The organism is Nocardia sp. CA-135398, from assembly GCF_050955845.1.
Taxonomy (GTDB): Bacteria; Actinomycetota; Actinomycetes; order Mycobacteriales; family Mycobacteriaceae; genus Nocardia.
Genome location: NZ_CP192084.1, coordinates 4,667,725 through 4,681,983 on the forward strand (window position 1 = coordinate 4,667,725; position 14,259 = coordinate 4,681,983).

Annotated in this window: 13 protein-coding genes; 12 read left to right on the top strand and 1 reads right to left on the bottom strand. The window is 61.7% G+C overall.

Annotated features, from left to right (window positions below; translation table 11 throughout):
- The first annotated feature begins 625 nt into the window (after positions 1-625).
- From ACQP1T_RS20515 to ACQP1T_RS20525, 3 genes are all read left to right on the top strand, one after another.
- Positions 626-2,599, top strand: coding sequence for an ATP-dependent nuclease (locus ACQP1T_RS20515; protein ID WP_433754661.1), 1,974 nt, complete (start codon positions 626-628; stop codon positions 2,597-2,599).
- Between the two features lie 68 nt (positions 2,600-2,667).
- Complete coding sequence (locus ACQP1T_RS20520) at positions 2,668-4,122, top strand: UvrD-helicase domain-containing protein (protein ID WP_433754662.1); 1,455 nt, start codon at positions 2,668-2,670, stop codon at positions 4,120-4,122.
- A 418-nt stretch (positions 4,123-4,540) separates the two neighbouring features.
- Entirely contained in the window at positions 4,541-5,047 is a 507-nt protein-coding gene (locus ACQP1T_RS20525; RefSeq protein WP_433754663.1) for a hypothetical protein, read from the top strand.
- A gap of 360 nt (positions 5,048-5,407) precedes the next feature.
- Here the strand turns inward: ACQP1T_RS20525 and ACQP1T_RS20530 are convergent, their stop codons facing one another.
- Positions 5,408-6,142 (bottom strand): NUDIX hydrolase, encoded by a 735-nt coding sequence (locus tag ACQP1T_RS20530; protein WP_433754664.1) that lies wholly within the window; start codon positions 6,140-6,142, stop codon positions 5,408-5,410.
- 117 nt (positions 6,143-6,259) lie between these two features.
- On the opposite strand from ACQP1T_RS20530, the gene ACQP1T_RS20535 reads away from it, so the two are divergent.
- The 9 genes from ACQP1T_RS20535 (at position 6,260) to ACQP1T_RS20575 (ending at position 14,210) form a co-directional block, all read left to right on the top strand.
- Positions 6,260-7,135 carry a hypothetical protein gene (locus tag ACQP1T_RS20535; protein ID WP_433754665.1) on the top strand — a complete coding sequence of 292 codons (876 nt, stop codon included), beginning with the start codon at positions 6,260-6,262 and terminating at the stop codon, positions 7,133-7,135.
- A complete protein-coding gene (locus ACQP1T_RS20540; protein ID WP_433754666.1) occupies positions 7,132-9,189 on the top strand; it encodes a hypothetical protein in 2,058 nt (685 codons plus the stop codon). Before ACQP1T_RS20535 ends, ACQP1T_RS20540 begins: the two co-directional genes overlap by 4 nt.
- Before the next feature lie 415 nt (positions 9,190-9,604).
- Positions 9,605-9,940: a WXG100 family type VII secretion target gene (locus ACQP1T_RS20545; RefSeq protein WP_433754667.1), complete on the top strand. Its 336-nt coding sequence runs from the start codon at positions 9,605-9,607 to the stop codon at positions 9,938-9,940.
- Positions 9,937-10,233 (top strand): WXG100 family type VII secretion target, encoded by a 297-nt coding sequence (locus ACQP1T_RS20550; protein ID WP_433754668.1) that lies wholly within the window; start codon positions 9,937-9,939, stop codon positions 10,231-10,233. The genes ACQP1T_RS20545 and ACQP1T_RS20550 overlap by 4 nt, the downstream gene beginning before the upstream one ends.
- Positions 10,233-11,660, top strand: coding sequence for a GH-E family nuclease (locus ACQP1T_RS20555; RefSeq protein ID WP_433754669.1), 1,428 nt, complete (start codon positions 10,233-10,235; stop codon positions 11,658-11,660). The genes ACQP1T_RS20550 and ACQP1T_RS20555 overlap by 1 nt, the downstream gene beginning before the upstream one ends.
- Entirely contained in the window at positions 11,661-12,080 is a 420-nt protein-coding gene (locus ACQP1T_RS20560) for an ankyrin repeat domain-containing protein (protein WP_433754670.1), read from the top strand.
- Positions 12,073-12,507, top strand: coding sequence for a YbaB/EbfC family nucleoid-associated protein (locus ACQP1T_RS20565; RefSeq protein WP_433754671.1), 435 nt, complete (start codon positions 12,073-12,075; stop codon positions 12,505-12,507). The genes ACQP1T_RS20560 and ACQP1T_RS20565 overlap by 8 nt, the downstream gene beginning before the upstream one ends.
- A gap of 164 nt (positions 12,508-12,671) precedes the next feature.
- Complete coding sequence (locus tag ACQP1T_RS20570; RefSeq protein WP_433754672.1) at positions 12,672-13,610, top strand: phosphotransferase family protein; 939 nt, start codon at positions 12,672-12,674, stop codon at positions 13,608-13,610.
- Between the two features lie 60 nt (positions 13,611-13,670).
- On the top strand, positions 13,671-14,210 hold the full coding sequence (locus ACQP1T_RS20575; protein WP_433754673.1) for a GNAT family N-acetyltransferase: 540 nt from the start codon (positions 13,671-13,673) through the stop codon (positions 14,208-14,210).
- Positions 14,211-14,259: the final 49 nt, after the last annotated feature.

Here is a 14,259-nt window from a genome sequence, read left to right on the forward strand (position 1 = left end):
CTGGGCTGCTCAACGGCCACTCGAAACCAGGCTCGCACCATGGGTGTCCGGCATCCGGTTGGCAGGTGTTGGAACCTGATGAGCAGGCGGCTGCTCAACGTCCACCCGCACGCGAGGACATCTCACCGACCCGGCGATATCGTTGCTCTAGTTGTGGGCGCAACCCAAAAGTTCTGCGTCGCACCGGAATACTGTACTCCCACAACGTTCCAGGGAGCACATCGATCTGCCCGGAGTCGGCAACCGGTATGCAGCCTCCCGACGAAGGAGGTTGGAACCGGAAGAGATTGCGCGGGATTTGGCCGAGCGGAAGTCCCAGGAAAGCGTCGCGCCGCCTCTACGGGCGACCTTCGTTTCGGAGTCCGGGGTAGTGGTGCGGACTGGGCGTGAAGATACACGCTCGGTGAGCGTGCGCACCCCTCAAAGGCGGGCTGCCCGGCTAAGCAAACCGCGTCCGGGCTGCGCCGTCGACACCGCGCCGACGACGGCCACGAACGATGGACACTACTCTGACTTCACGGTGAATTGACCCGCTACGGCAACGGATTGCAGTGTCGCACAAAGGTGATAGGTCCGCGAGTAGGCTATGCGTGCGTCCGGCAAACAACCAGGGGGAGTGCCAAGAGTGCATTTGAGCCGTTTGCGAGTTCAAGGGCTGCGAGCGAGTGCCGAAGTTCCGCTTGAGGTGCGCCTACCGGGGCGGTTCACGGTGTTGGTGGGCGCGAACAATGCTGGCAAGACGACGTTCAGCGATGCCGCCTATCTGGGACACGGTGAAGTCTTTCCGAGCTTGGGTCGGTTCAGCTCAGCAGGGCTGGGCAACGGTACTCGGGAGATCGAAATTGACTACGATCTAGAACTTTTCGGCAAAGAAGGTCCGCTCGGGCGGCAAATCCTGACCCAGTATGTCGGCATGGCCCCTGGGGATACGGTCGCTTCCTGGACCAGGACGCTCTCCGGGAGTCTCGGTTCTATCCGAGCTCAATGGTTCGGTTTGCCCCCGGAAACCAGCAAGGCGATCAAGCTGCTCTACCTTCCGGCGCATCGCAACCCGTTGGATGAACTCGCGCGGCGCGAGGCACGGATTCTGGTGGAGCTTCTTCGCGCGCAGCAGCAGCGTCTGAACAACACAAGGAATTTGACCGGCCTCCGCACGCGCGCATGGAGGCTTCTCGAGGACCTCAGTGAAGATCCTGTCATCGAGGCGGTGGAGGAGCGCATTACAGCGCATCTCACATCGCTTACTGCAGGAGTCTCGACGCACTGGCCCTACGTGCGTGGACAGCGGGTCGATGATGGCTACCTTGCACGTGTGCTGGAAATGATGCTGGCTGTAATGGAGGGACGCGCCTACGCTCGACCGCTCGACGTTTCGGGGCTCGGCTACGTCAATCTTCTACACATGGCAGTCGTCCTCGCAGCGATTCCGGACTCGACAGCGGGTAATCCATCATCGCCTACTGAACCTCCAGCCGTAGGCAGCGAATCGGTTCTCGACTTGGATACGTCGGCGGAGGTTGACGCGGATCGACGTGACTGGTCCGATGATGCGCGCGCCGGAGCCGAAGGTGAACTGGCGCAGGCCCTGGAGGAAGCGAGGCTGACGGAGGACTCCTTCTTCCAAGAGAGTCCCTTTCACGCGACATTGGTCATCGAAGAGCCCGAAGCGCATCTACATCCGCAGCTGCAATATCGACTGGTTCGGCATCTCCGCAGAACTGTGCAGGAACGGCCAGAGCTACAGATAATTCTGTCGAGTCATGCCCCAGAGGTGATTACCGCTGCCCGGCCCGAAGATGTCGTCGTCATGCGCAAGCGTACCGACGGGAGCCGTGTCAGTCGCGCTATTGCCACCATCCCTATGACCGGGAGAGAGGAAGTGATGCGGAAGGCGCGGCTGCACCTGGATGCCACTCGTACAGCCTCGATCTTCGCCGAACGCGTGCTCTTGGTCGAGGGCGTTACCGAGGTGGTGCTCATCCGTGAGCTCGCCCGAGTATGGGCAGGGGAAAACCTCGGCAAACAGGCGTTCGTGGAGGCGCTGACCATCACGGCAATGGGGACCAAGGTCGGATCTTGGCCGGTCCGGTTGCTGGCAACCCGGGAACACGAACTCTGTGACCGCCTGGCCATCCTGACAGACAGTGACAAAGAACTTCATGAACAACCAACACCCCCGGCCTGGGTGAACCAACACGACACCGAAATTGTTCGAGTCTTTCTGAGTCACCCGACTCTGGAACCCACGTTGGTCCCTGGCAACGAGCCCCTCATCGAAAAAGCCATTATCGACATCAATGTGGACCCCGAAGGTCCCGTGACCGTCGACTCAATACTCTGCCTTTTCCAGAGTGCAAAGGTGGAGAACAAGGTTCAGGTCAGGTCGGCCGGAAAAGGAGCCAAGAAAAAGGGCGAGTTCGCATTGGCTGTCGCCGAACAGATCACACAGGCAGTCGAAAACGGGACTCTGGTAACTGTGCCCGAACGCATCGCAGACATGCTGGATTTTCTGTACGGCACCGACAATGGCAACGGACAAGAAGGCGCGGGTGACCAGACGGAATCGCTCCTGGCTGACACGTTCTCGGAGCCGGCTTGACTGTCTCTCCGAACGGTCTGCTCCTGCGTTCACTGACCGCGGAGCAGATCGTCGCTGCGGGCACGCGATTGCCACTCGTCGTCATCGAGGCCGCGCCGGGATCGGGCAAGACAACCGTCGCCGCTCAGCGGTTTGGCTGTCTCCGATATCGGATCCAGCTCACCGATGGTGGTTCGCGTGACCACCGAGCCGTCGTTGCGGTGAGTTTCACCAAATCCGCCACTCGCGAATTGCGAGTGCGGACAGAATCGACCTGGGGTCCCTCAGTGCTGCAATGGCCACACCGAATCAGCACGATCGACGCCTTCGTCCAGACAGTGGTGCAGGACCTTCTCCACAGCAGAGTAATCAAATGGCCCGGCGGTCATACCACGCTGACCGTCCACGAGTCGTGGAAACCACTGATTCCCCACACCCAGGGCTACAGGACCTGGGTGGCAACCTACCAAGACGACGGCATCGCGGTGACCCGCCAAAGCATCGACTTGCGACCGGTGCCCAGCGAAGCCGATGTGAACGCCCAGATAGCGAATGGACACTGCACGCATGACGATATCCGCTCGGTCCTCCATACCGCGCTCGCCAAAGAACAAATCCGAGATCACGTCGGGCGCAGGCTGAGTGAAACCATCCGATGCCTGATCGTCGACGAGGTGTATGACGCCAACGAGCTGGATCTGCTTCTTGTCGAGCTGGCTGCAGAGTCCGGCTGCGAGATCACCATTATCGGTGACCCATGGCAAGCGTTGTATGGATTCCGCGGCGCCAGCCCCGAGAAGGTCCCCGGCCTCTCGGAGAGCTTGGCCATGGAGACCCTGTACTTGTCGAAATCCTTCCGTTTCCGCTCGAGTGAGCAGCAAGAACTGGCTAGAGACCTTCGAACTGGTGTCGGAGTCGAACTACGGTCCGGTATTGCGGGAACCGACTGTGAAATCGTCATCGCCCCCAATTGGAAGAACTTGTGGGATACCGGTCGCCCAGAGATCGTTCCGCTCGCATGGGGTGCCGCCAGTGACGACATATCCTATGGACTCGCGACCGTGCTCTTGGACCTGTCCGCTCGCCAGCTCACCGGGATGGGCGCCGTTTTCAAAGCGGAAGCCCTTCTTGCATTGGGGCTCACAGACGCCGGGTTCGAGGCGATGCAACCAGGCTTTACGAAAGCAATGCAGGGAATCGCCGACTCAGCGGACTCCGGCGATCTCTTCGAGGTGTACGACTATCTCGCCGAGATGTTCCGGTGCTCGGAATCGGGCAACGCACTGCCCGCGGAACCGAACAGCATAACGCTCGAAAGATTGTGGATGATCGGTGAACGGCTCCGAATAGGCACTACCTGCGTGCCGGGCGTGACGGCCCATCAGGCCAAAGGTCGCGAATGGGATCGCGTCGGTGTCTGTCTGGGCACCACTGAGCGACGGTTGCTGCAGCGCGGACTGCGCCCGCACCAAGAATCTCACCGGGTCCTCTATGTGGCGTGCACCAGGGCTCGTCTGGGAACGGTCGAGATAGCCATCAGGTGAGATGCTTAAGCAAAGTCTTGAGTGCCTCGCGCTACCGAGGTCCTGGGTCCTCACACGACACGCCGTGTCGGCTGCCAGGAGGAAGGGACCACTTCGGAGCTGTTTTTGCCATGAGCATGGGCTCGGTCGCAGATTCCGTGAAACGCGTTGAAGCTCAGGCGATATGAGTGTTGGCGAGTTCAGTTGGGATGCAGGACCCGCTTTCGCAGCAGGTCCAGACCCGCCCGGCCATACATTCGGTCGAGAAGCGGTAGCGGATCCGAAGTCATTGCGCCCCCATACCGATGCGGGGACCGGCATCGAACCTAGCTACTGCACTCGGCCCTGCTGGAGCTCTTTCGTCAACTCAGTACTGCACGCCTTTCTAGCGGGATACCCTTGACTGCGAATGGTTTTCGGATTGCGATGGAAACGGTAGATGCAGACAACACTCACTATCGTTGCTTTGGCCGTCGCAGCAGCTTCTGCAGGGTTCGCCGCCTGGCAACTTCGCTACGTGGCTGAACAGACGAAAGCTCTTGCGCAACAGACTCAGACAGCAAACGCTCTGGTCGCGACATCAGAGGTACGTGCGATCATGGGCGACCTACGCCAGGTTCTGGCTCATCTTCTGGAGTATCCCGAGCTTCGCGAATGTTTCTACGGAGGCGCGGACGGATCCGCTCTGAACGCCGAGCAGAGGGCACGGTTGGAGACTGTTGCCGAGATGCTCGCCGATTCGCTGGACGTCGGGCTGTTTACCACAGAAAGACACCCAAGCACCACATCGGAAGACGACTGGCGGCACTACTCCCGGTACCTACTTGCATCGAGCCCTGCACTTCGGCGATTGGTTCTTGACCATGCCGAGTGGTGGCCGCTCCTTCATGCGGTGGCTTGCGTGGTGCAGGACGAGCTCGCAACGTCAGCGCCAGATCCGACATGATCGCAGAGAGTGATTCCACGTCAATGATGGCGGGCCCTGCACGATCGAACTACCTGGACTCGGTGGCGGGCGATAAAGCACGACAGGAACATTCCGAAATCGGTTGTGCCACAGTCGCTTGTCCGAAACTATGGCAGCAGTTGCTGCCCGTTGAGATCGTGAGCCAGTAGCGGCGGAGGCTGGTGCCGTCGGTGTTTGGTTCGACCGATTCCAATACGCTGCCAAAGGATTCAATGATTCGTCGAGAGCCGAGTTGTTGTCACAGGTGACGAGCGCACAGTCGATATCGAGTGCCCGGACAATCGTGAGATTGTGCGCACGGTTTCCGTGCCGTAGCCGTGACGGCACGGACAGCGCAGATCATAGACTTTCTTTGTTCAAGCTGGATTGGGTGGCCGTGCGCAATATCGCGGGGTGTAGGACCGTTGCTGATCCGCAGCGGTAAAGCGCAGCGGGACGGCCACCGTGGCGGTTGGTCTGCTCCCCGGTGGGGATCAGTACACCCTCCGTGCCGGTAATTTTGCGGTGGAAATTCCGCTGGTCAAGAGGCTCACCCCAGACGATCTCGTACACTTTGCGTAACTCGGCGACAGTGAATTCCGGTGGGCAGAACCGGGTGGCGAGCGTGGTGTACTCCAGTTTGCTTCTGGCTCGCTCGACCGCGTCGGCGACGATTCGCTTGTGGTCGAAGGCCAGTTCGGTGTGTGCGTTCAGCGCGGATTCGACGGGTGTCCACGCTGCACTTTGCGCATCACCACCCGCTTCGGGTGCTGGAAGGTCAGGAACGAATGCGAGGTAGCAGACGGTCACCACACGTCTGCGTGGATCGCGGGTCGGGGAGCCATAGGTGCGGAGCTGCTCCAAATGTGCCCGGCCGAGGTCCAGGCCGGTCTCCTCGGCCAGTTCGCGTTCTGCCGCCGCGTCCAGGTCCTCGCGGTTGTCGTCGAGGAATCCGCCGGGCAGGGCCTGGAAACCCTGCCACGGCGGGGTTCCGCGTTCCACCAGAAGGATTTGCAGGGAATCGTCCCGTACGGTGAGCACCACGAGGTCTACCGCGATGGCGACTTCGGTTGTTCGCCAGATGCGTTCGGCCATGTTCGTCTCCTCTCCGGACGAAGTTTACGTCATATTGACGTAAACTGAATCGGTGGCTAGCGTCACTGAACGGAGGTCTCGACTGACGCTCCGTTCCGATCACGTTGGGGAGAAACAATGATCGTGATTCTGACTGCTCTTGGCGTCGAGCAGGACGCCGTGCTGGAGCATCTGGTCGACATCAAGATGCACGAGCACGACAAAGGCACGTTGTTCGATGTGGGCACCATCGCCGGGTACCCCGGGCATCGTGTTGCCGTGGGCGTCACCGGCGCGGGTACCACCACCGCTGCCGCGCTCACCGAACGGGCCCGAGCCGAGTTCTCGCCCAACGCAATGATATTCGTCGGCATAGCTGGTGGCTTGCGTGACAAGCTGGCAATCGGCGACGTCGTTGTGGCTACCAAGGTCCACTCCTACCAGGGCGGACGCAGCGAAGATGACGGGTTTCTGGTGCGGCCACGTTCCTGGGAGCTTTCACACCGACTCGACCAGCTGGCCCGCCGTCTATGCAGGGGCAATGGTTGGCACAGCTTGCTGTCCAAGGATGCGAACACGGCCTCACCGCAGGTGTACTTCGAACCGATCGCAGTGGGAGACGTGGTGCTGAACTCCACCAGGTCGGAGCTCGCTCGCCGAATCCACGCGTCCTACAACGACGCGATCGCCGTGGAAATGGAGGGTTCCGGGTTTGCACACGCGGCGGCCCTCGCCGATCAAGTGCCTGCCGTGGTCATCCGCGGCATTAGTGACCACGCGGACGGAATGAAGGCAAGCTCGGAACATGCTGGCGGCCAGTCCATCGCTGCGCGCAATGCCGCTGCGTTTGCCATTGCACTGGCAGCCTCCCTCGATCCGGAACCCAACCCAACGGCATCGACTCCCACACCACCGGCTCCGACCTTGCCCACGATCAACAACAAGGTGACTGCCCGCGACCACGCCAAGGTCGACAAGCAGATCGGCGTCCAGTTCAACTGGGGACAGAGATGATTGCGGACTCCAACACCACACCGACCGAAGTATCGGTGAACAGTCAGGTCACCGCGACCGGCGACGCGCGTGTGGAGCAGCAGGTCGGCACGCAATTCGTCGATTCGGTCCTGCACAATTCGATGTTCTATACCACCCTGCCCGGCGATCCTCCAGAGCGACAGCATGAGGTGGCTAAGGCGCACCTGAAAGGCGATAACCCGCGCCGTGCCGAGGAATTCCTCGGCAGTCTGCTCGCGAATGGCCACACCACCACCGAACGCGCCTACCAATACGTACTTTCGGTGCTCAGCGACCGCTCGTTCACCGAGATCACCGCTGAGCTATCGAACGAGATCCACAACGCCATGCGGGCGGCGTCCGAACTCCCGAGAGACGAATGGCGGGATGCACTCGACGTCGTCGACACGCTACTGCGCTACGCCCATACGGAATTCGGCGACGGGACCGCCGCGCGGGAACTTACAGCCGCGCTGGAGGTGTTCGGCATGCTGACAGTGGATCGACAGGACGAGATCGACAGGCACCTGAATCTGATTCTCAGCGGTGCTGTGCAGGAACGACTTACCGGTGAGCGCAAGTATCAGGTCGCGGTGAAACGGATGAGCGGTAACCGCGTCGAGCGGGCATGGAAGTTCTTCGAAGCCCATCCTCGACAGCCGATGAAATGGCTGACGTCGGCGACTCGTTCCACCGCCACCGACTGGCGCGACGCCGTCCTCGGCTCCATGGCAACGGCATTGGCCATCGTGTGCGCGCTGGTCGATGCGATCAACGCCAGCACCGTGGTCGGCCTGGGGGTGATCACGGCTGGCGGTTACATGATGTTGCGCTACACGACCGTGTTGCAGACCGATGTGCGCCATGCCGAGAGCGTGTGGGCGAATTTCCAGCCGCCGCTGCCTTATCAGCAGGAAACGAAGTTCGACAAACTGGTCGACCAGTGCTTTCGAGAGGTGACTCCCGGCGGCCTGTGGGAAACCACAGCGGGCTATCGAGCCCATCTCAAACGCAGGCTGCAACAGCAGTACAGCGACGACGAAGTTCACCCCAGTGAGCTGAAATGGCTGATCATGTGGCATGGCGTGCGAGCCCGCCGACAGTGCGACTACCCACCGGTGCAACCAGCCGGATCGCAACGGGCATCAAACCTGCGGATCATCGGCGTAATGGTGTGGGCCACCGGACTTGCCCCATTGGCGGTCAGCCATTTCGTGGCGTTTCTCCTTGCGGCAGGCGGCTGGTGGGGTATCCGCGGCGTCGCCTGCATCGTCTCCGTATCCCGGACGCAAAGTCTGCTCGATCATGATGCCGAGGTACTGCTTGCCGAAGAATCGGCACAGTATCACCGATGGGTCCAGGTTCTGGCCGACCGCCCAAACGATGCCGAGATGGCGCATTGGCTGGCCCTGGACAAGGCCTACCTCAAAGACGACGCGCTGCGGCGAGCGAATCTTCGCGAGCGTGATCTGGTGACGCACGTAGTGCTGACCGAACGAGCTCCCTACGCGCGCAAGGGAAGAGTCACCGACGGGCCGCCCCGATACGAGGCTTATCTGGTCAACGTCTTCCTGCTCACCGCATACGGAATGCGCACCACGCGAACGTATCTGAGTCTCGCTACCGGGGATGTGCGCAACGAGCAACGCCAGATGTGCACTTACGATGCTGTGGCATCGGCCTCCGTGATGGAGAAAGGCGTCCGCACCTTCCTGGCCGATGGCCGCCCTTCGGTCGACAACCTCAGTGAACGAATGTTTCGGCTGACCTTGCTCAACGGCACGTGTATCGCCGAGGTCAAGGAAAACCCCCGAGCGACAGGCGATGACCAGACGACCGGAGAGGATGACAGGGCGGGGGACGCGGCATATGTGCAGACCTCTGGGTTCGACAGCGCCCTGCAGATCCTGGAGGCGGTGGCCACTGAGGGCCGGAACTGGATCGCTCGCGACCGGGAGCGCAAACAGCGATGGGCACGAAACTGGTGCACGAGATCTTCGTCAGGTGATAAGAAGGGGGCAGGGAAGAACTCTGGCCGGACAATCCTCCGCTGACGTGATATCAGCGGGCTCGAAGATGACCAGTTGCTTCAGTCTGGTTGTGCGCAGTACCGCCGCCAGGTCGACGCCGATGCAGACGCCGGAATGCGGAGTGGGGCACGAAGACGGTCGGACTGCCGGATTCACTCAGGGGTGGACGCCGTCGGCAGATGTTCGAAGAATCTTTTGCCGCCCGCGGCGAGTCGTCCTCCGACTGGCTTACCGCTCGAGATGCCACGATCAGGCGGACGACAGCCTGGCGGGCATCCGAACGCATGTCAACGCAGCGGCGAACGACTCTCGATGATTTTCTCCGTGGGCTACAAGAGTTGGATTCCCGTGCGGCCGTTGGCAGGTCAGTCCAGCTTTCCGATTTGCGGGTTCCTGCCGGGTTCGCTCCGCGTCCTATAGTTCGAAGGCGTTCTGCACGATGGAGGGGAGCGGGGTGTCGGGAGAACTCCAGGTCAAGATCGACCGATTACGGGAGGCTGCGCGCTTTACTGCTGGTAAAGCGCAATCCATCCGAGATGAGCTGACGAAGCTCGATAACACGACCGGCAAAGAACTTCTTGCCGACGGGTGGCAGGGCAAAGCGGCCAGTGCCTATGACGAGTCGTGGGTGGAGTGGAAGCACGGTGCCGAGACCGTGATCGCGGCATTGGAGGATTCCGCGGCGAGCCTGGCTGAGGCAGCCACTCAGTACGAGCTGCGTGACGCAACGAATCGTGATGCGATCACCGGGCTGCAGGGGTTGGATCTGCCGTGACCAGTGAAGACAGCTACAAGGTCGATCTCGAACAATTGGATGCCGCGATCGACACGATGGACAAGTTCGGTCGCACGGTCGAGGACTGGCTAGGCGAGGTCGACGGGCATATCGCCGATCTGCATTTGACGTGGTCGAGCCAGGCAGCGACGGCGCAGCGGGTGGCGCACGACAAGTGGGTGGCCGGGGTCGACGAGATGCGTGCAATCCTCGACGAACTACGTGATGTCGCGAGGAACGCGCACCAAAACTACAGTGCCGCAATCGAAACCAATACCAAGATGTGGCCCTGATGGCACCACCGGTTATCCAGGTCGATCCGCAGGGATTCACCAAGGCCGCCGACGTGTACGAGGGCGTGCACAACGCGCTGACCTACAACATCGACACGTTGAGCAAGGTGCTGGCCACCTGCGGTGGCAGCGCGGGTTCGGACAACGCTGGACGGAAATGGAGCAACGACTACGACCCGGCCGCCTGGGACACCGTCGACGCGCTCGGTGATCTGGCCCTCGCGGTCGGGCAGATGCACGATCTGCTGCAATACACCGCCGCCAACCACGCCAACGCGAACTCACAGTCCGCGCCCGAACCCAACCCGAACGATCTGGTATTCCCGGCCGGGGCACTGAAGGTTTACAACCCGCCCGAACCTCCGGCCGCCTACGGCGGTCACGACGCGGAACCGACCGGCTGGTCGGCGATCAAGGGCTATATCGAGGGCGAGGTCTGGCCGAACGGGCACCCGGATGTTCTGCGCAAGGCTGGCGCGGCGTGGCGGACGATGGCCAATGGACTGCGCACCGTGGTGGCGCCGCTGCCGACGGCTCGGGAGCTGATCGAGGCGCAGCAAAGCACTGAGACACCCCAAGCGTTGGAGCAGGCCGACATCGTCAAAGGCCAGTTCGAGTCGCTGGCGGGTGTGTGTGATCAGCTCGCGACATCCTGTGACTCGTACGCGAATTCGGTGGAGCAGACCAAGAACGCGATTAAACGAGCGTTGATCGAGCTTGCCGCGCTGGTTGCTGTCGACCAGGTCTTCGGCTGGGTCGCTGCCCCGTTTACCGGTGGCGGATCAGCGGCCGCCGCCCAGGGCGGTATGGCGATCGCGCTCAGCATCTACGGCGCCCGTATCGCGGCGATGATTCGCGCCCTGGTCACCGTGGTCGAGACGGTGCGCGTGCCGGTTGCGGTGTCCCAAGCCATCGCCCGTGGCAGCGAAGCGCTGATCCCGCTCCTGCGAGCGCGTCCAGCGCTGGCCGCCGCGGACGGTGCGGTGGCGCCGGGACCGTTCACCAGCTTTTCGAAGCTGCGTCGACCGAACCTGACGCAGGAGACCAAGGACAAGATCGTCGCCAAGACCAAGACATGGAAGCGTCCCGGCGATACCGGCGATGACGACTTCTACATCGTGGCCTCCGAGACCGAAGTCAAGGTGCCGATCAACAAGTCCTACGACGACAAGCCCTGGGTGACCCAGCTGGAGAAGACGCCCGATGGCAAGTACTACGTCGACTCGGCAAACAACTCGCTGTACCCGGTCAATCCGAAGTGGGAGTTCGGCCACAATTCAGGGTTCGAGAACCGCAGGCTGCTTGCTGACGCTCAAGCCGAGGGACTGACACAACAGCAGTTGGATCAACGCGTCAACAGCCATCCCGACTGGTTCCATATCGAGGACCAGTACGGGAACCGAAGCCACAGACGGGAAGACAAGTAGATGACACAACGCGATGAATTCGGCCGTACCGCACTGCATTACGCCGCAGCTGACGCCGATCTCGATGCTGTGCGGCGTTTGCTCGGCGCCGAGGACGTCAACGCCCGCGACAACCACGACTGGACGCCACTGCATTTCGCGGCGCAGGCTGCCGCGCCGCAACTGGTGGCGCTGTTACTCGACGCGGGAGCCGACATCGACGCCGTGACCGACAAAGGGATGCCGGCGATCTACTGGGCGATCATGTCCTCGGGCGCGGACCCGATCGCTACCGTCCGCTTACTGCGAGCTCGTGGAGCCGACCCGACCAAAGCGACGATGAAGTCGTACTTCGGGCCGAAGAGTCCCCTGGACACCGTGAAGGAAATCGGCAACGACCCCGCCATGCGGGCCGAATTCGCGGATCTGCTCAATGAATGACAATCCGGACCTCGACGCCGCCATCGCCGAGATCAAGGGCAAAACCAGCCAAGTACAGGCCGCGATCGCCAAAATCCGCGGCACCGGCACCGCGGGCAACGGCACCATCACCGCGATCGTCGACTCGGCCGGACACCTGCGCGATCTGAAACTCACCCGCGACGCAACCCGGTGGGGAGACCGGCTAGCAAGCATGATCTTGCAAGCGACCGCCGACGCCGAACAGGACGCAGCGGCAAAGGTCAACAAAGCCATGCGCCCGCTCACCCACGACCCACGCGTCCAAGCCGGGACCAACGCGATCCGCGAAGCATTTGGACAGGTCGCCCCAGAGTCACAGCCACCAAAAGCGATGACAGAAGACGAAATACAGGCAGCCGACGACGCCTACTTCGAACGCATGAACCAACGCGGGTGGAGCACATGATCACGTCACGACGGTCTGTCACATGAGTTGACGACGGATCTGAGCATGGGTTGCTGGCCGGAATGGTCCGGCCTTCAAAAGGGATAGCGAATGCGTTCAGGAATGACTTCGACGCCATCCGGAAAAGAGTGGATCTGCAGTGGTGTGAAACCCACGATGGTGTGATGACATACGAGCAGGCCGCGTATCGGATTGGATGGGATCAGCTGCCCAGTCCAGTGCGCGCGGCGATCGAGCGCCGCTTAGATGGTCGAGCTCATATGGTGACGGTTCCGTCTGGCGGGTTCAGCCACGGCATGGCCGCGCTTGTCGAATTGGACAACGGCCGAACGGTTTTCGTGAAGGCTATCCCTGGCGATGACGCCCTCGCCGTCCGGTATCGGATCGAAGCAGATACCGTGTCCCGTCTACCTGCTGTGGTTCCGACACCTGCGGTGCTGTTCTCGATCGAGACGGCCGGTTGGGTGGTCGCCGTGTTCGAAGCTGTGCCCGGTCGTCATCCTCGCCTCGATCGCCCGAACGAACTAGCTGCCGTCTTGGACGCAGTCCAGCAGCTGGCGGTGGTGTTGACGCCTAACCCGGTCGCCGACCTGCCCACAATCGAACAGTCCTACGGCGCGGAGCTGACCGGTTGGCGCCAGTTCGCCGAACACGGTCCGCCCGTCGATCTCGACCCGTGGTCGCTACGCAACCTGGACCGGCTGGCCGAGCTGGAAGCGACTTGGTCGGATCTGGCTGCCGGTGACACGTTGCTGCATACCGACCTTCGCCCCGACAACATGCTGTACCGCGACGATGGCAGCGTGGTCGTGGTGGACTGGGCCTGGCCATGCAGCGGCGTTGCGTGGGTCGACCTCGTCTCACTGATGCCATCGCTTGTCGCCAGAGGTATCGATCCCGAACCCCTCCTCGCCACCCATCCAGTCACCGCTGACATCAACCCCGCCGCTATCACCGCGTTCGTGTGTGCGCTGTCGGGCTACTGGGCCCGCAACAGTCGACTGCCCGCACCGCCGCGATCACCGAACCTCCGCGTTCACCAAGCCGAAAAGGCCCGCATCGCCCGAGAATGGCTCGCCAAGCGAATTACGACACCGGGGTAGTAGGCGCGGACCGCGAAAATCCGTCGACGACAAATACATCGATGACTACGGTTCGGACTCATGGCGCCTGTTTCGCGAACACCGATCCCCCGGGAGGCGGTTCGGCTGCGTCCATTGCGGATATCGGATGAGCAGGTCGTCCGCGCGGCGCACCAGGCGATGTCCGATGAGGGCTTTTCGTTCGCCTCGGGACTGGCCCAGGACGTGGCATGGCCGCAATATGTGTCCAGGCTCGAGGACCAGCGGCAGGGGCTGAATCTGCCTGACAGTATCGTCGCCGCGACATATCTGGTGGCCACGGCACGCGACCAAGTGGTAGGTCGCACGTCGATCCGACACACCCTTAACGACTCGTTACGCCGCAGGGGTGGTCACATCGGCTATGGCGTCCTGGCGCAGTATCGACGTTGCGGCTACGGCACGGCAATCCTGCGTCACAGTCTCACGATCGCCCGCGCACTCGGCATCGACCGCGCGCTCATCACGTGCGACGACGAAAACCTCGGTTCACGACGAATCATCGAATCCTGCGGCGGCGTACTGGAATCGGTCGAACCAAACATCGACGGCACCATCATCCGCCGCTACTGGATCGAATGAATTCCATCTCGCATCAGCCGTTGCCGCGCGGACACGCGGTAGCCAGTTG

Coding starts and splice junctions, on each gene's coding strand:
- ACQP1T_RS20525 (WP_433754663.1), top strand. CDS start 4,541: ATGCAGACAACACTCACTATCGTTGCTTTGGCCGTCGCAGCAGCTTCT.
- ACQP1T_RS20530 (WP_433754664.1), bottom strand. CDS start 6,142: ATGGCCGAACGCATCTGGCGAACAACCGAAGTCGCCATCGCGGTAGAC.
- ACQP1T_RS20535 (WP_433754665.1), top strand. CDS start 6,260: ATGATCGTGATTCTGACTGCTCTTGGCGTCGAGCAGGACGCCGTGCTG.
- ACQP1T_RS20540 (WP_433754666.1), top strand. CDS start 7,132: ATGATTGCGGACTCCAACACCACACCGACCGAAGTATCGGTGAACAGT.
- ACQP1T_RS20545 (WP_433754667.1), top strand. CDS start 9,605: ATGGAGGGGAGCGGGGTGTCGGGAGAACTCCAGGTCAAGATCGACCGA.
- ACQP1T_RS20555 (WP_433754669.1), top strand. CDS start 10,233: ATGGCACCACCGGTTATCCAGGTCGATCCGCAGGGATTCACCAAGGCC.
- ACQP1T_RS20560 (WP_433754670.1), top strand. CDS start 11,661: ATGACACAACGCGATGAATTCGGCCGTACCGCACTGCATTACGCCGCA.
- ACQP1T_RS20565 (WP_433754671.1), top strand. CDS start 12,073: ATGAATGACAATCCGGACCTCGACGCCGCCATCGCCGAGATCAAGGGC.
- ACQP1T_RS20570 (WP_433754672.1), top strand. CDS start 12,672: ATGACATACGAGCAGGCCGCGTATCGGATTGGATGGGATCAGCTGCCC.
- ACQP1T_RS20575 (WP_433754673.1), top strand. CDS start 13,671: ATGGCGCCTGTTTCGCGAACACCGATCCCCCGGGAGGCGGTTCGGCTG.